General features: G+C 70.5%; 17 protein-coding genes. 13 read left to right on the top strand and 4 right to left on the bottom strand.

Going from position 1 to position 18,416, the window contains the following annotated elements:
• The first annotated feature begins 13 nt into the window (after positions 1-13).
• The 6 genes from B9Y95_RS15630 to ispG all read left to right on the top strand — a co-directional run bounded on the left by B9Y95_RS15630 (position 14) and on the right by ispG (position 6,208).
• Positions 14-1,093, top strand: a complete 1,080-nt coding sequence (locus B9Y95_RS15630; RefSeq protein ID WP_085513194.1) for a 1-deoxy-D-xylulose-5-phosphate reductoisomerase — start codon at positions 14-16, stop codon at positions 1,091-1,093.
• Positions 1,094-1,178: 85 nt separating this feature from the next.
• Complete coding sequence (locus B9Y95_RS15625; protein ID WP_085513192.1) at positions 1,179-2,513, top strand: M50 family metallopeptidase; 1,335 nt, start codon at positions 1,179-1,181, stop codon at positions 2,511-2,513.
• 120 nt (positions 2,514-2,633) lie between these two features.
• On the top strand, positions 2,634-3,842 hold the full coding sequence (locus B9Y95_RS15620; protein ID WP_085513190.1) for a sensor histidine kinase: 1,209 nt from the start codon (positions 2,634-2,636) through the stop codon (positions 3,840-3,842).
• Positions 3,839-4,498: a response regulator gene (locus B9Y95_RS15615; protein WP_085513188.1), complete on the top strand. Its 660-nt coding sequence runs from the start codon at positions 3,839-3,841 to the stop codon at positions 4,496-4,498. The genes B9Y95_RS15620 and B9Y95_RS15615 overlap by 4 nt, the downstream gene beginning before the upstream one ends.
• Before the next feature lie 134 nt (positions 4,499-4,632).
• On the top strand, positions 4,633-4,971 hold the full coding sequence (locus tag B9Y95_RS15610) for an SHOCT domain-containing protein (protein WP_085513187.1): 339 nt from the start codon (positions 4,633-4,635) through the stop codon (positions 4,969-4,971).
• Positions 4,972-5,047: 76 nt separating this feature from the next.
• The gene (gene ispG, locus B9Y95_RS15605) at positions 5,048-6,208 is read left to right on the top strand and encodes a flavodoxin-dependent (E)-4-hydroxy-3-methylbut-2-enyl-diphosphate synthase (protein ID WP_064295337.1); all 1,161 of its coding nucleotides are present in this window, start codon (positions 5,048-5,050) and stop codon (positions 6,206-6,208) included.
• Positions 6,209-6,253: 45 nt separating this feature from the next.
• Here ispG and B9Y95_RS15600 read toward each other — a convergent pair whose 3' ends face one another.
• Genes B9Y95_RS15600 through B9Y95_RS15590 form a run of 3 tightly spaced genes read right to left on the bottom strand, consistent with a single transcriptional unit; the run spans position 6,254 to position 9,787 of the window.
• Positions 6,254-7,561: a DUF6716 putative glycosyltransferase gene (locus tag B9Y95_RS15600; RefSeq protein WP_143736518.1), complete on the bottom strand. Its 1,308-nt coding sequence runs from the start codon at positions 7,559-7,561 to the stop codon at positions 6,254-6,256.
• Between the two features lie 31 nt (positions 7,562-7,592).
• Positions 7,593-8,522, bottom strand: coding sequence for an N-acetylneuraminate synthase family protein (locus B9Y95_RS15595; RefSeq protein WP_085513182.1), 930 nt, complete (start codon positions 8,520-8,522; stop codon positions 7,593-7,595).
• Positions 8,519-9,787: an acylneuraminate cytidylyltransferase gene (locus B9Y95_RS15590; protein ID WP_085513180.1), complete on the bottom strand. Its 1,269-nt coding sequence runs from the start codon at positions 9,785-9,787 to the stop codon at positions 8,519-8,521. Before B9Y95_RS15590 ends, B9Y95_RS15595 begins: the two co-directional genes overlap by 4 nt.
• 264 nt (positions 9,788-10,051) lie before the next feature.
• On the opposite strand from B9Y95_RS15590, the gene B9Y95_RS15585 reads away from it, so the two are divergent.
• From B9Y95_RS15585 to B9Y95_RS15555, 7 genes are read left to right on the top strand one after another with little or no spacing between them, the layout of a single operon-like run.
• On the top strand, positions 10,052-11,053 hold the full coding sequence (locus B9Y95_RS15585) for an AAA family ATPase (protein WP_064295340.1): 1,002 nt from the start codon (positions 10,052-10,054) through the stop codon (positions 11,051-11,053).
• 4 nt (positions 11,054-11,057) lie between these two features.
• Entirely contained in the window at positions 11,058-11,948 is an 891-nt protein-coding gene (locus B9Y95_RS15580) for a DUF58 domain-containing protein (RefSeq protein WP_234994135.1), read from the top strand.
• Complete coding sequence (locus tag B9Y95_RS15575) at positions 11,935-12,402, top strand: hypothetical protein (RefSeq protein ID WP_079002737.1); 468 nt, start codon at positions 11,935-11,937, stop codon at positions 12,400-12,402. Before B9Y95_RS15580 ends, B9Y95_RS15575 begins: the two co-directional genes overlap by 14 nt.
• Positions 12,393-13,391, top strand: a complete 999-nt coding sequence (locus B9Y95_RS15570) for a vWA domain-containing protein (RefSeq protein WP_085513178.1) — start codon at positions 12,393-12,395, stop codon at positions 13,389-13,391. The genes B9Y95_RS15575 and B9Y95_RS15570 overlap by 10 nt, the downstream gene beginning before the upstream one ends.
• The gene (locus B9Y95_RS15565; protein ID WP_085513176.1) at positions 13,388-14,428 is read left to right on the top strand and encodes a VWA domain-containing protein; all 1,041 of its coding nucleotides are present in this window, start codon (positions 13,388-13,390) and stop codon (positions 14,426-14,428) included. Before B9Y95_RS15570 ends, B9Y95_RS15565 begins: the two co-directional genes overlap by 4 nt.
• Positions 14,425-15,591 carry a hypothetical protein gene (locus tag B9Y95_RS21035; RefSeq protein WP_234994134.1) on the top strand — a complete coding sequence of 389 codons (1,167 nt, stop codon included), beginning with the start codon at positions 14,425-14,427 and terminating at the stop codon, positions 15,589-15,591. The genes B9Y95_RS15565 and B9Y95_RS21035 overlap by 4 nt, the downstream gene beginning before the upstream one ends.
• A gap of 41 nt (positions 15,592-15,632) precedes the next feature.
• A complete protein-coding gene (locus B9Y95_RS15555) occupies positions 15,633-17,390 on the top strand; it encodes a proline--tRNA ligase (RefSeq protein ID WP_085513174.1) in 1,758 nt (585 codons plus the stop codon).
• Between the two features lie 47 nt (positions 17,391-17,437).
• On the opposite strand, the gene B9Y95_RS15550 is transcribed toward B9Y95_RS15555, so the two are convergent.
• Positions 17,438-18,364 carry a hypothetical protein gene (locus B9Y95_RS15550; RefSeq protein ID WP_143736516.1) on the bottom strand — a complete coding sequence of 309 codons (927 nt, stop codon included), beginning with the start codon at positions 18,362-18,364 and terminating at the stop codon, positions 17,438-17,440.
• Positions 18,365-18,416: the final 52 nt, after the last annotated feature.

Here is an 18,416-nt window from a genome sequence, read left to right as displayed (position 1 = left end):
TAGACTGACCGCCGTGAGACGCGTCATCATCCTCGGATCAACCGGCTCGATCGGCACGCAGGCACTCGACGTCATCCGGGGGGACCGCGACCGCTTCGAGGTCGTCGGCCTGACGGCCGGCTCGAACGCCGAGCTCCTCGCCGAGCAGGCCGCCGCCTTCCACGTCGACGACACAGCCCTGGGCGCGGCCGACGCCGAGCGGCTCATCCGCAGCGTCGACGCCGACGTGGTGCTGAACGGCATCACGGGCTCCATCGGGCTCGGCCCGACCCTCGCGGCGCTCGAGACGGGCCGGACGCTCGCGCTCGCGAACAAGGAGTCGCTCATCGTCGGTGGCGACCTCGTGCGACGGATCGCGGCACCCGGCCAGATCGTGCCCGTGGACTCCGAGCATTCCGCGATCGCCCAGGCCCTCCGATCCGGTACCGCCACCGAGGTGCGACGGCTCGTCCTGACCGCTTCGGGAGGGCCGTTCCGCGGACGGGACCGCGCGTCGCTCGCCGGCGTCACGCCGGCCGAGGCGCTCGCCCACCCCACCTGGGACATGGGTCTCGTCGTCACGACGAACTCGGCGACCCTCGTCAACAAGGGGCTCGAAGTGATCGAGGCGCACCTGCTGTTCGACGTCCCGTACGACCGCATCGAGGTGACGGTCCACCCGCAGTCGATCGTCCACTCGATGGTCGAGTTCATCGACGGTTCCACCATCGCCCAGGCTTCGCCTCCCGACATGCGGCTCCCCATCTCCCTCGGGCTCGACTGGCCCAACCGTGTCCCAGGCGTCGGCGTCCCGCTCGATTGGACCTCGCCTCAGCAGTGGACGTTCGAGCCCCTCGACCATGAGGCCTTCCCGGCGGTGCGACTGGCCAAGCTCGTGGGCGGACAGGGCCGCACCTATCCGGCCGTGTTCAACGCGGCGAACGAGGAGGCCGTTGCGGCCTTCCACGCGGGTCGGCTGGGCTACCTCGGCATCCTCGACACCGTCCGCGCGGTCGTGGACGACCACGAGGCGCCCGAGGGCGAGCTCACCCGGGAGGCGCTCGCGGAGGCGGAGCACTGGGCGCGGGCTCGCGCGCAGCAGCGCATCGGCTGACCTGCCCGTCCATCGTCGGAAGCTTCCGAGCGGCCGTACAGCCGGCGTGCAGCCGGTGACCCGACCGCGCGAGTAGGGTTACGCCGTGGAATCCGTCCTCCTCTACCTCCTCGGCATCGTGATCGTGCTCGTGGGCCTCATCGTGTCCATCGGGCTGCACGAGGTCGGTCACCTCGTGCCCGCGAAGCTGTTCGGCGTGCGGGTCACCCAGTACATGATCGGCTTCGGTCGCACCATCTGGTCGCGCCGCAAGGGCGAGACCGAGTACGGCGTCAAGATGATCCCGCTCGGCGGCTACATCTCGATGATCGGCATGTTCCCGCCCAAGCAGCCCGGCGGTGCCGCCCGGAACGCCAGCACCGGCTTCTTCGACACGCTGGTCCAGGACGCGCGGGAGGCGAGTGCCGACACGATCGGCGCCGGCGACGAGGAGCGCACCTTCTACCGGCTGCCCGTCTGGAAGCGGATCGTCGTCATGCTCGGCGGGCCGTTCATGAACCTCGTCCTCGCCGTCCTGTTCATCGGTATCGCCGTGTCGGGGTTCGGCGTCCCGCAGCAGAGCAGCACGCTGACCTCGGTGTACGAGTGCGTGTTGCCGTCCACCAGCGACCGCCAGAGCTGTGCAGCGGGGGATCCGCAGGGTCCAGCCGCCGCCGCGGGCTTGAAGCCGGGCGACACGATCCTCTCGATCGACGGCACCCCGATCTCCACCTTCGCCGAGATCTCCGCGGCCGTGCAGGATTCGCCGGGCAAGCCGTTGGCCCTCGAGGTCGCCCGCGGAGAGCAGCGACTCGACCTCACCCTGACGCCGTTGCTGCTCGAGCGGGACGTCGTCGACGCCGAGACCGGCAAGATCGTGACGAACGCCGACGGCTCGGCGAAGACCCATGAGGTCGGCTTCGTCGGCATCACCCCGCAGCAGCAGATGGTGGCGCAGCCCGTCACCACGATCCTGCCGACCGTCGGCGACACGATCGCCCGGACCGCCAACATCATCCTGAACCTGCCCCAGCGACTCATCGACGTCGGGCAGGCAGCGTTCGGATCCGGCGAGCGCGACCCCAACGGGCCGATGAGCGTCGTGGGCGTCGGACGGGTCGTGGGCGAGGTGGTCAGCCTCGACGAGATCCCCGTCGCGTCGAAGGCGGCGACCGTGTTCGGCATCCTCGGGTCGCTCAACGTCGCACTCTTCGTCTTCAACCTCATCCCCTTGCTGCCCCTCGACGGCGGGCACGTCGCAGCAGCGCTCTGGGAGGCGATCCGTCGACGCTTCGCGAAGATCTTCCGACGTCGTGACCCGGGGCCGGTGGACGCAGCGAAACTCATCCCGCTCACCTTCGGCGTGGTGATCGTCCTCGGCGGCATGAGCGCGCTCCTCGTGTACGCCGACATCGTCAAGCCGGTCAACCTCTTCGGCTAGGCCGAGGAGAACGGAGCCCGCGGGGCCGTCCCATCTCGGTACAGCCGTACTCCCCGGAGAGTACGGCGGAGGCTCCGTGCGGGCGACGCGGCGGCTCCGACCCGCGAGTAGCATGCAGGGATGGCATCGGTCGAAACGGGTTCGGCACCCTGGATGACGACAGGCGATCGCCGACCAGGACGCCCCGTCTGGCGCCTCTGGGCGCCGGTGGTGGTGTCCTTCCTCGTCCAGGTGCCCGCGACCGCGGTGCTCGCCCTCCACGGTTCCTTCGGCCCGGGTGCCGGCGCCTCGGGGTGGTCCCGTTCCTCAGCCGTCCTCCTGGCACTCGCCGGCGTGCTCTGCCTGCTCGCGGCCAGACGGTCGCCCGGGCCGACGGTCGCGGCGGTCGCCGTGCTGTCGGCCGCCGCGATGCTGACGGGTCCCACCTGGGGCCCTCCCGCCGTGGCGCTGGCGTTCGCTGCGGGTTCCGGCATCGCCCGTGGGGCGCGCGGCTGGACCTATGCGTCGCTGGGAGTCGGGTGGGCGCTCGCGCTGACCGTCGCGCTCGGGCTCGGTTGGAACGTGTCGGGGTTCCGCGTCGGGGCCACGACCGCCCTCGTCATCGTCGCCGTCCTCCTCGCCGAGGGACTCCGCACCCGACGCGAACAGCTCGACGCGGATCGCCGGCGTCAGGGCGAACGTCGGGCGTCCGCCGCCCAGGAGGAGCGCGTGCGCATCGCCCGTGAGCTGCACGACGTGGTCGCCCACTCGCTCGCGCAGATCACCGTCCAGGCCGGCATGGGCCTGCATCTCATGGACACCCAGCCAGAACGTGCCAGGGAGGCTCTGACGAACATCAAGGGGTCGAGCAAGGCGTCGCTCGACGAGGTCCGTGGCCTCCTCGACGTCCTCCGTGGTGCCGATGCGGCCCAGGATCCCACGACCGGCGCGCCGCGGCGGCCGGGGCCGGATCTCGAGGCACTGCCAGTCCTCGTCCAGTCCCTCCGAGACCAGGGCGTCGACGCGGTACTCGAGCTGCGCCTCGTCTCCACGCCCGGCGCGGCCGTGCAGCAGGCGCTGTACCGCATCGCGCAGGAGAGCGTCACGAACGTCCTCCGGCACGCGCAGGCCGGACGGGTCTCCGTCGAGCTCGTCGAGGTCGACGGCACCTACCGGTTGCTCGTGGAGGACGACGGAGTCGGTGCCCCACCCGGACCCGCGGAGCACGGCAACGGCCTCCTCGGCATGACCGAGCGCGCCGAGCTCCTCGGTGGCACCCTCGAGACCGGGCGGAGTCCGCTCGGCGGCTTCCGTGTCACGGCCCGGGTGCCGGTCCGAGGCGTCGCATGATCCGCGTGGTCGTCGCCGACGACCAGGCACTCATCCGCGGCGGGTTCCGCGCCCTCCTCGACGCGGAGCCCGACATCGCGGTCGTCGGTGAGGCGGCCGGTGGGGACGAGGCGCTCGTCGTCGTCCGTCGGGAACGGCCGGACGTGGTGCTCATGGACATCAGGATGCCCGGAGGCGACGGCCTGGCCGCCACCGAGGCCATCGTCGCGGATCCGGCGCTCGAGGCCACCCGCATCATCGTCGTCACCACCTTCGAACTCGACGAGTACGTCGCGCAGGCGATCCGGGCAGGCGCGAGCGGCTTCCTCGTGAAGGACACCGAGCCGGCCGAGCTCATCCGGGCCGTCCGCGTGGTCGCGTCGGGTGACGCCCTGCTGTCGCCCGGGGTCACGAGGCGGCTGCTCACCCAGGTCGCCGGAGCGATCGCGGCGCCGCTCGACGACGCCGTGATCGCCGGGCTCACCGAGCGCGAACGCGAGGTGCTGGGTCTCGTCGGACGCGGACTCACCAACGAGGAGATCGGAGGGGCGCTGTTCCTCAGTCCGCTCACGGCGAAGACCCACGTGTCGCGCATCATGTCGAAGCTCGCCGCGCGCGACCGGGTCCGCCTCGTCGTCATCGCCTACGAGACCGGGCTCGTCAGTCCCGGCGTGTGAGCGCCGGGTCGCCGTACTCCCGGGGGAGTGCGGTGATCCGTCCCGTCGTCGGATGCCCTCGGCCACCATCCGGAGGAGGCTCGGGGTCGTGATGCGGACGACGGTCGTCGTCCGCCCGACGAACGGAGTCCTCCATGTCCACCTCCCTGATCGTGCTCGCCGCGACCGCCATGCATCCCGGCGGTCCCGGGCCGGGCTTCCATCTCCTCTGGCTGCTCCTCATCCCCGCGTTCTGGATCGCCGTGATCGTCCTCATCGTCGCGCTCGTCGGTCGGCGGTGGCGTCGCCGAGCCTGGTCCGGGGCGACACCGGACGGCCACCAGGGCCCGCCGTGGGCCTGGCGCCAGGACGGGTCGCGGAGCGCCGAGCAGACGCTCGCGGAGCGCTTCGCCCAGGGCGACATCGACGAGGTCGAGTACCGGGAACGGCTCGGCGTCCTGCGTGCGAATCGCGAGGCACCGCCAGCCCGTTGACCGTGGATCGCGACGTCCCAGCAGGCATTCAGCTCACGGGGAGCCTGCGGGGCGTCGCGCGCGTAAGCTGAGGCTCGTGGTAGCTATCAATCTGGGTCTTCCGTCGGTTCCCGAGACGCTCAGCCCGCGGCGCAAGTCGCGACAGATCAAGGTCGGCAAGGTGCTCGTCGGCGGCGACGCCCCGGTGAGCGTCCAGTCGATGACGACGACCCAGACGACCAACATCAACGCGACCCTCCAGCAGATCGCCGAGCTCACGGCCTCGGGCTGCGACATCGTCCGCGTGGCCGTCCCGACCCGCGACGACGCCGAGGTGCTACCGATCATCGCGAAGAAGAGCCAGATCCCGGTGATCGCCGACATCCACTTCCAGCCCGCCTACGTCTACGCCGCGATCGACGCGGGGTGCGCGGCCGTCCGGGTCAACCCCGGCAACATCCGGAAGTTCGACGACCAGGTCGGCGAGATCGCCCGGCGCGCGAAGGCCGCCGGCGTCTCCCTCCGCATCGGGGTCAACGCCGGTTCCCTCGACCCGCGGCTGCTGCAGAAGTACGGCAAGGCGACCCCGGAAGCGCTCGTCGAGAGCGCCGTCTGGGAGGCGAGCCTCTTCGAGGAGCACGACTTCCACGACTTCAAGATCTCCGTCAAGCACAACGACCCGGTCGTCATGGTGAAGGCCTACCGGCTGCTCGCCGAGCGCGGCGACTGGCCCCTGCACCTCGGCGTGACGGAGGCCGGTCCCTCCTTCCAAGGCACCATCAAGAGCGCGACCGCCTTCGGCATCCTGCTCTCCGAGGGCATCGGCGACACCATCCGTGTCTCGCTCTCCGCGCCGCCGGCTGAGGAGATCAAGGTCGGGCTGCAGATCCTGCAGTCGCTGAACCTCCGCGAGCGCAAGCTCGAGATCGTCTCCTGCCCGAGCTGCGGGCGCGCCCAGGTCGACGTCTACAAGCTCGCGAACGACGTGACCGACGGCCTCGAGGGGATGAGCGTCCCCCTGCGCGTCGCCGTCATGGGCTGCGTCGTGAACGGCCCCGGAGAGGCTCGTGAGGCCGACCTGGGCGTCGCGAGCGGCAACGGCAAGGGCCAGATCTTCGTCAAGGGCGAGGTCATCAAGACCGTGCCGGAGTCCGAGATCGTCGCGACGCTCATCCAGGAGGCCAACCGCCTCGCGGCCGAGATGCCCGCCGACGACACCTCCACGGGCGCACCGGTGGTGACGGTCGGCTCCAACTGAGCCTGGAGCGCCGCCCGACCGGTCTCCGGTCGAGCGGCGCTTCCGTCAGCGGGCCGTGCGGTGACGAGCCCCGTGCGGAGCGCGCACCGGCGTCTCCGTCTCGATCGGCGCGAGCCGACGGGAGGGGATCGGTCGGCGCTCGGCCGGCTGGACGCCACGAGCGCGACGGACCAGACGGCGGGCGATCTGCAGTGGCCGTCCGATGACGAAGGCGACCGTGCCCAGCGCGCTCGTGTCAGCCCGCCCGAACGCCCGACGACGCTCCCAACCGGTGCGGAGCATGCCGCCGCGACTCTGTCGTGCCCGAGGACGGATCGGCAGGGTCCCGAGATCGCGCGCGGCGAACGCCTCCTCCGACCGCTGGATCCAGTCGTCCTCCGGGGTGGGGTGGAAGTAGTTCTGCTGCAGCCAGTCCGGGTTCGGGTGCCGGAACCGGGCGGCCATGAGGTCGTCCTTGGAAGCCAGCAGCCCGCTGCCCTCGAAGACGGTGTTGATGAGCGCCGGGTCCACACCGAAGTCGTCGAGCAGGATGACCGGCACCCCGGCGGCGATGGCCTCGATCGCGGCGGTGGAACTCACGGTGACGAGCCCTGCCGCGTGGCCGAGGTGGACCGCCATCGACCCGGTGGCGACCCGCAGGTTGTCGGGTGTCGGACCGGTCAGGAGGGTGTCGAATGGGTAGTGCTCGTGATGGGTCTGCGGGTCGCCGGCGAGGCCGCGCACCTTGATCACGACGTCGAGGTCGCGGTGCCGGTTGGCGAGGGTCCGCAGCCAGGAGAGGATCCGGAGCCGGTCGCCGCGATCGGCCGGGACGGTGGCCTGGGCGGCGAAGACGACCCTGGTGCGCGGGGCGGGCTCGGCCGGTGACTCGGTCGCCGTGTCCGTCAGGAACGGCAGGGTCGCGAGCGCGAACGCCGGCTCGACACCGTGCGTCAGCGCGAGTTCACGGTAGGCGGCGACCTCCCGGTGGCTGTGCAGGACGAAGACGTCCGCCTGCGCGCGGAGGAAGATCCCCTTCCACTTCGCCGGGATCGAGATGCCGGGGAGACCGGTGAGCAGCACCGGGCGGGTGGCGCGCCCGAGCGCGAGGAGTTCCGAGATGACGACCTCGGCGACCGGCCCACGCGTGGAGACGAACACGCCGTCCGGCTGCTCGGTCCGGATGAGGTCGACGAGTCGTCGGAGCGACAGGCGACGAACGGTCTGACCCTCGAACGCCGTGTGGAGCAGCGCGATGTCCACCTGCCGGTCCGTGGCGGACACGTCGCTCTCGATGAGGACGAGGTCGACGTCCCAGCCGGTCGCGCGGGACAGGGTGGCGGCGCCCCACTTCACGAAGGAGTCGGAGTCCACCACCCCGATCACCCGCCGGCGGGGCCCACGATCAGGCATCGACCCTGCGCAGCTTCGCGAGCGGAGCGAGTTCGCCGGGGAAGATGCGCTTGACGCCGTCACCCATGGCGGTCTCGATGACCCGGATGTCGCGGACGAGGTTCGAGAAGCCGTGCGGTTCGAGCGACGCGGCGTGGTCCGAGCCCCACATGGCCCGGTCGAGCGTGATGTGGCGTTCCACCATCGTGGCGCCGAGGGCGACCGCGGCGAGGGAGATCTGCAGACCGGTCTCGTGGCCGGAGTACCCGATGGGCACGCCGGGGTACCGGGCGGCGAGGCTGTCGATCATCCGGAGGTTCGCCTCTTCGGCGGGCAAGGGGTAGGTGGAGGTCGCGTGCAGGATGACCAGCGGCGAGCCCCGGAGGATCTCGACCGCACGGTCGATCTGCTCGAGTGTCGACATGCCGGTCGAGAGGATGATCGGCTTCCCGGTCGCGGCGAGACGGGTCAGGAGGCCCGAGTCGGTCACCGAGGCGGACGCGACCTTGTGTGCGCTGACGCCCAGGTCCTCGAGGAAGTCGACCGACGGTTCGTCCCAGGGGGAGGCGAACCAGCTGAGGCCGCGCAGGGTGGCGTGGTCGCCGATCTCGATGTACTGCTCACGGTCGAACTCGACCCGGTAGCGGTACTCGAGGTAGCTCATCTCACCCCACGGCGTCTGCCGCGGGACGTCGCGCATGTGCGCCGGCGTCGAGATCTCCGGCGTGCGCTTCTGGAACTTGACGGCCTGCGCGCCGGCGTCGGCGGCCACGTCGATGAGCCGCTTCGCGAGCTCCACGTCGCCGTTGTGGTTGAGACCGATCTCCCCGATGACGTACGCGGGGGCGCCGCCGCCGACGGGGATGCCGTCGATGCGCACGGGAGACGGCTGCGTCCGGCCGTCGAGGTCGGTGGTGTCGTTCGCGTCCTGGTGGATGCTCATGGTCGTGCTCCGTTCGATTGCAGCGTGGACAGCTTCAGGGGGTCGAGGGCCGCGCGTGCGGCGAGGACGAGGTCGGCGAGTTCGCGGACGGCGCCGTCGCCGCCTCGGCGTTCCAGGACGAGCCGGGAGACGGCACGCGCCTCCGGGTGGGCATCGGCGACGACGACCGGCCAGCCGACGATCTCGAGGGCCGGGATGTCGTTGACGTCGTTGCCGAGGTACGCGATGCGGTCGAGTGAGACGCCCTTCGCCGTGGCCCAGTCGCGGAGCGCGGTCGCCTTGTCGGCGGAGTCGTACACGACGTCGACGCCGAGTTTGGCCGCGCGTGCGGCGACGATCGGGACCCGCTCGGTCGACAGGATCAGGAACGGCAGCCCGGCCTCGCGCAGCTGACGGACGCCGAGGCCGTCACCGCGATGGACGCTCACCCGTTCGACCCCGTCGGCGTCGATGCTGGCGCGGTCGTCGGTGTGGACCCCGTCGAAGTCGGTGACGACGGCGTCGACGTCGAGGTGGTGCTCCGAACGCTCCGAGCCCGACGGGATGCCCAGCTGCCGTTCGGCGAGTCCGGCGATCGCCTCGGCGACGAGCAGATCCTCCGGCTCGTCGATGTCGAGTGCGGCGAACGACCTGGTGACGGCCGGCGCGATCCGGCCGAAGAAGCGGTGCCGGGCCTCGAGGAAGCCGTCCGTGTCGAAGACGTAGAACGAGCCGGTCTCGCGGTACTGCGGCGCGCGGTCCTGCCTCCGGGGACGCTCGCGGTGGTCGTGACCGATCCCTCGGGCGCCCTTCGTCTTCTCCGTCCAGAGGAATCCGTGGTCGAGTACCGCGGCGAAGACGGAGTCCGCCCGCCCGGAGGAGACCAGGGTGACGGCGTCGTCGAGTGCTTCCACGTCGAGGAAGGGCGACGTCGCCTGCGCGAAGACCGTCACCGGGGTCAGCTCGCCGCGCTCCGCGAGGACGCCGAGCGCGTGGAGGAGCGCGGCCTCGGAGGAAGTGCTGTCCTCGGCGAGTTCGGCTGGCCGGTCGATGACCTCGGCACCGGCGGCGACGGCGGCGGCGGCGAGGTCCGGGTGATCGGTCGTGACGACCACGCGCGAGACGCCACCCGACCGCAGTAGCCCTTCGACCGATCGCGCGATCAGGGTGCTCCCGCGGACCGTCCTGAGGTTCTTGCGGTGGATCCCCTTCGAACCGCCCCTGACCGGGACGATCGCCGTCGCGCCGTCGGTCTCCCGGTGCCTCCCGTGCGCTGCAGATGTCATCGATCCACGGTAGGAAGCGGCGGTGGACGCGAGGGGGACGGTGGGCGAACGGCGACCGACGCCCTGGTGGCCATCCGGTGGCCGGCGCGTCGAACCCTCGTTCCCCTGCCCGAGCACCCCCAGACCGGTGCGCGACTTGACCCTGTGGACAGCGTGCCGGACCGCCGAGGTACACCCGTAGACTGTCCTGACCGCCGGACACCGCGCCGCACATTCGTGCACGACGACCGTCGGCCGAATCGCCCGCCTTGCCAGGGAGACCAGTTGACCGTGACGCCGAGCACCCCCATCGCGCCAGCCGAGCTGCAGCGGGCCCGCAGCATCCTCTCCGAGATCGTCGGTGCCTACGATGCGAAGGTGGTCGGCCAGCAGGGCCTGCGCACCACCCTGCTCGCGGCACTCGTCTCGGGCGGACACGTCCTGCTCGAGAGTGTCCCAGGACTCGCGAAGACGACCGCCGCGGAATCGATCGCCCAAGCGGTGAACGCGTCGTTCAAGCGCATCCAGTGCACCCCCGACCTGTTGCCGAGCGACATCATCGGCACGCAGATCTACGATGCCCGCACCGGCGCGTTCCAGACCCAGCTCGGGCCAGTGCACGCGAACTTCGTGCTCCTCGACGAGGTCAACCGGTCGAGCGCGAAGACCCAGAGCGCGATGCTCGAGGCGATGCAGGAGCGCCAGACGTCCATCGGCGGCACGCACTATCCGTTGCCCAAGCCGTTCTTCGTGCTCGCCACGCAGAACCCCATCGAGCAGGAGGGCACGTACCACCTGCCCGAGGCGCAGCTCGACCGCTTCCTCCTCAAGGAGGTGCTCGACTACCCGACGATCGGCGAGGAGGCTGAGATCGTCCGTCGGGTGAACTCCGGGCTCTACGAGACCGACCAGGACCGCCCGGGGGTGAGCCTCGAGGACGTCCTGTTCCTGCAGTCCCTCGCCAAGCGGGTCTACCTCGACGCATCGATCCTCAACTACATCGTCCAGACGGTCTACGTCACCCGCCATGCGAGCGACTACCTGCCGCCGAAGCTCGCGAGCTACATCGAGTACGGGGCGAGCCCCCGTGCCAGCATCGCGTTCAGCACCGTCGCGCGGGCGCTCGCGATCCTCGCCGGGCGTGACCACGTCATCCCCGAGGACGTCAAGGGCTACCGCCACCAGGTGCTGCGGCACCGCATCATCCTGAACTTCGAAGCCGCGGCCGACGACGTCTCGCCCGAGACGATCATCGACGCCGTCTTCGGAGCGGTCCAGGCACCGTAGGCCCGTGTCGGCCCCGCTGCTCCACCGGGTGAAGTCCAAACTCTTCATCCACGCCCACCGCCGCGTGCGGGGGATGCTCGACGGCGAGTACCGTTCGGTGTTCCAGGGCAGGAGCCTCGACTTCGACGACCTCCGCGAGTACACCCCGGGCGACGAGATCAAGGACATCGACTGGAAGGCGACGGCCAGACACGGCGCTCCGCTCGTGAAGCGATTCATCGCCACGCGGAAGCACCAGGTGCTGTTCGTCGTCGACACGGGTCGTGATCTCGCGGCGCTCGCCGAGGGTGGGAGCACCAAACGCGAGGTCGCCATCCTCGCGGTCGGCATCCTGGGGTACCTCGCGATCCGGCACGGCGACCTCGTCGGTCTCGTCGCCGGCGACGCCGCCGCACCGGAACTCGTCCGACCCGCTGGCACCGAATCGGCACTCGAACGCCTGCTGCAGCACATCGACCGGCGTGCATCGCTCGCGGCGCCCCAGAGCGGTCTCGACGAGCTGCTCGGCTACGCGGCGCGGTCGGTCAAGCAGCGCTGTCTGCTCGTGATCGTCTCGGACGACGAGGAGATCACGCCGAAGCGGTCGGAGATCCTCCGTCGCCTGCACGTCCAGCACGAGGTGCTCTGGATCTCGGTCGGGGACGCCGACCTCATGCGCGCGGAGTACACCGGTCGGGCGATGGTCGACGTCGCCGACGAGCGGTCCCTGCCGGCCTTCATCCGGTCGGACGACGCGCTCCGTCGCGAGTTCACCGAGGCCGTCACCAGCGCGACCGCCAGACACCTCGACCAGCTCGAGGAACTCGGCATCAGCGGTCAGCGCGTGACCGGGGCCGACGACGTCGTCCCCGTCCTCTTCCACCTCCTCGAGGCCCACCGACATGCCCGGCGATAACGGCTACTACGCACCGGTCCAGTACACGCTGCTCTGGCCGGTGCTCGGACTCGTGCTCATCGCGCTCGTGATCGGGTGGTACGTCTGGATGCTCGCCCACGTGCGCCGTCGCGCGCGCGGGAGCGCTCCGCGCCCGGCGCCGCAGCCGTCGCCGACCGTCCTGCGCGACCGCTACCTCGCACTCATCGGCGAGATCGAGCGCGAGCACGGGGACGGCGCCCTGAGTACGCGGCGCGCCCACCAACGGCTCGGCGCGATCCTCCGGATGTACGCGCACGAGTCCAGCGGCGTCCGCGCCCAGGTCATGACCCTCGCAGACCTCGATCGCGCCGGACTCGCGCCACTCAGTCGTGCCGTGTCGGCCTACTACCCCGTCGAATTCCGCGAGGCCGAGACGGGCAGCGTCGCCGAGGCCGCCACGCTCGCCCGCCAGGTGGTGACGACGTGGAGCTGATCTACTGGTGGATGCCGCTCGTCTGGCTCCTCGCCGTGGCCGCGGTGGTCGCTGCCGTCGTCCTCGTGGCCCGCACCGGGCGGCGCCGGAAAGCGAACGCCGAGCCGCTGTGGGTCGCGCACTCCGAACGGCTCACCGCGCTCCCCGGATACCGTCGCGCGCTGTCGCGGTACCGGCGCCTCATCATCGCGACGATCGCCGCGCTCGGGGTGCTGCTGCTCGCCGGCACGGCCCTCGGGTCCCGCGTGGTGAGCACGACGGTGTTCCAGCCCGAACTGCGTAACCGCGACATCGTGCTCTGCCTCGACGTGTCCGGGTCGATGACGGAGTACGACGCCGCGCTGGTCGGGGTGTTCGAGAAGCTCGTGCAGCGGTTCGACGGTGAGAGGATCGCGCTCGTCCTGTTCAACGCGTCCGCGACCACGTACTTCCCGCTGACGAGCGACTACGACTACGTGGCCGCGCAGCTCGACCACCTCGTCGAGGACCTCACCTCGCCGGAGAGTGACTACGAGTACTGGAACGGCACCGATCTCGGGAACGGGTCGTCCCTCATCGGCGACGGTCTCGGGTCCTGCGTCATGCGGTTCGACCAGGTCGGCGAGGAACGGTCGCGCTCGATCGTGCTCGCGACCGACAACTACGTCGCCGGCGAGCCGATCCTCACGCTCGAGGAGGCCGGCGCGTACGCGAAGGCGCAGGACGTGACGGTGTACGGGATCAACCCCGGCGACGTCTCCAGTAAGGACTACCTCGACGACCTCGCCGCGGAGATGGACGAGGTCGTGACGTCCACCGGCGGGGACTACTACGCGCTCTCCGACCCCGGCGCGGTCGGCGGCATCGTCCAGCAGATCACGGCGGAGCAGACGAAGACGCTGAAGGGCGCCAAACAGCTCGTGCAGGTCGACGAGCCGTTCGTGTTCGTGCTGGCGGCGTTCGGCGGCCTCACGGCGCTCATGCTGCTCGCCTGGAGGTTGCGCCGATGACCATCAACCCCGTTCTGCCGATCTGGGCCGTCGTCGTGCTCGGCACCGTCCTCGCGGCCTTCGCCGTCTGGCAGTTCCTCGCCGGGGTGCGGCGGCCAGGAGCCTGGCACTGGATCGCCCGACTGGCCATGGTCGTCGTGCTCGTGATCATCGCCCTCCGACCGACCATCCCCGGCAACCATCGCCCGCCGTCCGCGATGGGCGACCTCGACGTCTACTTCGTCGTGGACACGACGAGCTCGATGGCCGCCGAGGACTGGTCGGACGAGACCGCATCGGGGACGGACGAGAACGGCGCCCCGAAGCCGCCGACCCGACTCGACGGTGCGAAGGCCGACATCACCGGTATCGCCGACCGGCTGGCCGGTGCCCGCTACGCGCTCGTGACGTTCGACGCCGTGGCCGTCCAGCGCATGCCCCTCACGACCGACGCGACGGCGCTCCGGTCGGCTGCGGAGGCGATGACGCAGGAGATCACCACCTACTCCCGCGGCAGCAGCATCGACGCACCGGTGGAGTTCATGACCACGCTGCTGACGCAGGCCGAGGAGCAGGAGCCTGGTCGGAACCGGATCATGTTCTACCTCGGTGACGGCGAACAGACGAGTGGCGCGGCCCCCGGGTCGTTCGAGAGCATCGCACCGCTCATCGGCGGCGGCGGCGTGCTCGGCTACGGGACCGAGGCCGGTGGGACCATGCGCGAGTTCTCCGGGTACCAGGACGGCAGCGTCCGCTACATCCAGGACTACTCGACCGGTGAGCCCGCCGTGTCCCGGCTGGATCCGGGCGCACTCGAGACGATCGCGTCACAGCTCGGCGTCGAGGCGGAGATCAGGACACCGGGTGCGTCGCTCGACGACGCACTCGACGGCCTCGCCGTCGGCGGCGTCACCGTCGAGGACGAGGTGGACATCCGGCGCACTGATGAGCTGTACTGGGTGTTCGCGCTCGGGTTCGGTGTGCTGCTGCTCACCGAGCTCCCCGGCCTGGTCGGCGCGCTGGGCGAGCTCCGACGGACGAAGGGTGGGCAGGCATGACCCTCTTCGACGATCGGACCCGGACCGACCGGCCCGACGATGCGCCGCGCAGCCCGGAGCCACGGCCACGGCTCGAGGAACCGCGGCGTCCGCCGCTGGCCCCGGCCGAGGTCACCCGGTTGCGCCGTCGGCTGTTCTGGTGGTCCCTTCCGCTGGTCCTCGTCGCGCTCGTCGTCGGGGTCAAGTTCGTGAGCTTGCCGGTCGTCGCGCAGTCGGCGATCGCCGAGTACCGCGCCGAGGACTACTCCGGGGCGCAGTTGAGCGCGGGGCACCTCTTCACAGCGAACGTCGTCGAGCCGTGGATCGCCTGGTTCGACCGGGGCACCGCAGCTGCGGCCGGACAGGACTGGGTGCAGGGGACCGACGACCTCGGCAAGGCGCTCGAGCTCGCCCCGACGGAGGAGACCGCCTGCATCGTGCGGGTCAACCTGGCGCGCGCGTACGAGACCCAGGCCGACGAGTACGTGAAGGGCCAGTTCTTCCAGGGCGCCATCAACCTCTACGACACCGCGAAGCGCATCGTCGACGAGGGCGAGGACTGTTTCGAGGGCGAGTCCCAGGAGCAGAACGAGGACCAGCAGGACCAGCAGGACCAGCAGGACCAGGGTGGCCAGGGGGATGAGGGCGATCAAGGTGGTCAGGGAGGTCAAGACGACCAGGGCGACCAAGGGGCCCCGGGCGATCAAGGCGGCCAGGGCAACCAAGGGGACCAGGGCGACCAGGGCGACCAGGGCGGCCAGGGGGACCAGGGTGACCAAGGGGACCAGGGCGATCAGGGCGACCAGGGCGACCAGGGGGACCAGGGTGACCAAGGTGACCAGGGCGATCAGGGCGGAACCGGGCAGCAGCCCGACGCGATCGACCCCAAGGGGACGCCTGGCGAGAACCTGCAGGACACCGGCGATCGTATCGACCGCAAACGTCAGGATGCGACGGACCAGCGCGACCGGTCTGGCGGGCAGGGCCAGCGGGATCCTTCGAACGGGGGACAGGGCGACGGCGACTCGAGCGGCTCGAGCGGTACCGGTGACAGCGAGGTCGACGGGAAGGTCGACAAGTTGAAGGACGCCGGACAGGACGCCCAGCAGGACAAGTCGACCGAGGACGCCAAGAACCGCGGTCGGAACAACGACAACGGGAACTTCGCCGATCGCCCCTGGTAGCGGTTCCGGGCTGCCTGCGTGTGACGGACTAGCATGGACAGGTGGTTACGCGCCTTTCGAATTACTTCCTCCGCACGCTCCGTGAAGACCCCTCCGACGCGGAGGTGACGAGTCACCGCCTGCTGGTGCGGGCGGGGTACATCCGCCGCCAGGCGCCGGGTGTCTTCGCCTGGTTGCCGCTCGGGTTGCGGGTGAAGAACAAGATCGAGGCGATCGTCCGCGAGGAGATGGCGAACGCCGGCGCGTTCGAGGTGCACTTCCCCGCGCTCCTGCCGCGGGAGCCCTACGAGGTCACCGGCCGGTGGGAGGAGTACGGCGACGCCCTCTTCCGCCTGCACGACCGCAAGGGTGCCGACTACCTGCTGGCGCCGACGCACGAGGAGGTCTTCACCCTGCTCGTGAAAGACCTGTACTCCTCCTACAAGGACCTGCCCCTCTCGATCTACCAGATCCAGGACAAGTACCGCGACGAGGCCCGTCCCCGGGCAGGCCTCCTGCGCGGTCGTGAGTTCACGATGAAGGACGCCTACTCGTTCGACGTGTCCGACGCCGGGCTCGACGCGAGCTACCAGGCGCAGCGCGACGCCTACGAGCGCATCTTCACGCGGCTCGGCCTGGAGTACGAGATCGTGCAGGCCGATGCCGGCGCGATGGGCGGTTCGCGGAGCGAGGAGTTCCTGCACCCCACCGCGGTCGGTGAGGACACCTTCGTGCGCTCGGCCGGCGGGTACGCCGCCAACGTCGAGGCTTACACCACCGAGGTCCCGGAAGCCCGCCCCATCGAGGGTCTGGCACCCGCGACGGTCTTCGATTCGCCGAACACCCCGACGATCTCGACGCTCGTCGACCTCGCCAACGAGCGGCACCCGCGCGACGACGGACGCGCCTGGACGGCCGCCGACACCCTCAAGAACGTCGTGCTGGCGCTGCAGCACCTCGACGGCTCGCGCGAGCTGGTCGTCATCGGCCTCCCTGGCGACCGCGACGTCGACCTCAAGCGCGTCGAGGTGGCCTTCAGCCCCGCAGAGGTGGAGGCCGCGACCGAAGCGGACTTCGCCGCGAACGCCGGGCTCGTCAAGGGCTACATCGGACCGTGGTCCCCGCAGGGGCCCGTCCTCGGTGAGGAGTCGGCAACGGAGATCCGGTACTTCCTCGACCCCCGGGTCGTCGACGGCACCGAGTGGATCACCGGCGCGAACGTCGATCAGCAGCACGTCTTCGGCCTCGTCGCCGGGCGCGACTTCACCGCCGACGGCTTCGTCGAGGCGGCGGAGGTCCGCGCCGGCGACCCCGCGCCCGACGGCTCCGGGCCGGTCGAGCTCGCTCGAGGCATGGAGATCGGACACGTCTTCCAGCTCGGGCGCAAGTACGCCGAGGCGCTCGGACTCAAGGTGCTCGACGAGAACGGCAAGCTCGTCACGGTGACCATGGGCTCCTACGGCATCGGGATCACCCGCATCCTCGCGATCATCGCCGAGGGCAACAACGACGAGCGCGGTCTCATCTGGCCGAAGGCCGTCGCCCCGTTCGACGTGCACGTCGTCGCAGCAGGACGTGACGCGGCGATCTTCGAGGTGGCCGAGGAACTCGTGGCCTCCCTCGAGGCGAGCGGGAAGGACGTCCTCTACGACGACCGCACCGGCAAGGTGTCCCCGGGCGTCAAGTTCGGTGACGCCGAGCTGATCGGTGTGCCCGTCGTGGTAGTCGTCGGTCGCGAGGCCACCGAGGGCTTCGTCGAGCTCTGGGACCGGGCCGCCGGCACGAAGGACCGGGTCGCGATCGCCGACCTCGCCCTCTGAGCCGCGAGAGCGCAGTAACGGTCGTCATCCGCAGGGAATGACGACCGCTACTGCGCTCTCGCTGCGTGGAGCTGCCGGATCCTCCGGATGAACTGTTGGCGGCGGACGAAGAGGTCGTCGGCGGTGACGCGGATCACCCGCCACCCTGCGTCTTCAAGCAGTTCCCGCCGATGGATGTCGTTCCGGAACCGGTGGCGCTCGGTCCGGTGGTAGTCGCCCTCGTATTCGTACAAGAGTCGCGCGCAGATGTCCGCGAGGTCCGGGTGAAGCGTCAAGCCCCCGTGATCGACGACGACGGGGTGTCCGACGAGCGGCTCGGGAAGCCCCGCTTCGACGACGGCGAGGCGGAGGAGTGATTCGGGACGGGAGTCGACGCCGGTCCTGACCCGCGCCGCGGCCCATCTGAGCGCAGCTGCCCCGCGTCGTCCTCGGTGCTCGAGGGCCGCCTGCCGGAGATCGGCGACGGAGGCGAGCACGTCGGTCCGATCCGTCCCAATCCGCACGCCGGACACGATGCGGTCCCCGACGGCGACGAGCTCCTCCTGTGGCAGGACATCCGCGAGCGAACGCCAGGTGTCGAGGGCGGCGGTCACCGGGTGCCCATGGGCGAAGGCGACGACGGTGTCAGGAGCCAGGCGATGGCCGACGATGCCGCGCGCTCGGGGAGGCGTCGTCCCGTCGCGTGCGCCGACATGGAGCTCCGGCGCGGAGGCGACCCGCGGTGGGAGGGGCAGGTCGAGGAGGAGTGCGGCGGTGGCGTGGCTGAAGACCCGCGAGCGTCCCAGGAGCGGTTCGTACGCACGGCACCGTCCGCGCACGGAATCGAGATCGATGCCGACGGTCCGCACGCCGCGATACGGCGACGACAGGTCACGTCCTCGGAGACGTCCGACCGACTGTCCGTGCAGTCCGACGTCGTCGGTCGTGAACGCGCGGTCGGCGAGGTGGGCGGGCAGAGGTCGAGGGGGTCGCATCCCCATACCTTCGCAAGCCGGCGGAATCCTGCCCCAGCGTTGTCCACAGCCG

The organism is Plantibacter flavus (assembly GCF_900177615.1).
Taxonomy (GTDB): domain Bacteria; phylum Actinomycetota; class Actinomycetes; order Actinomycetales; family Microbacteriaceae; genus Plantibacter; species Plantibacter flavus.
Note: the sequence above shows the minus strand (reverse complement) of the source record. Positions and strands in the feature narration are given on the sequence as shown.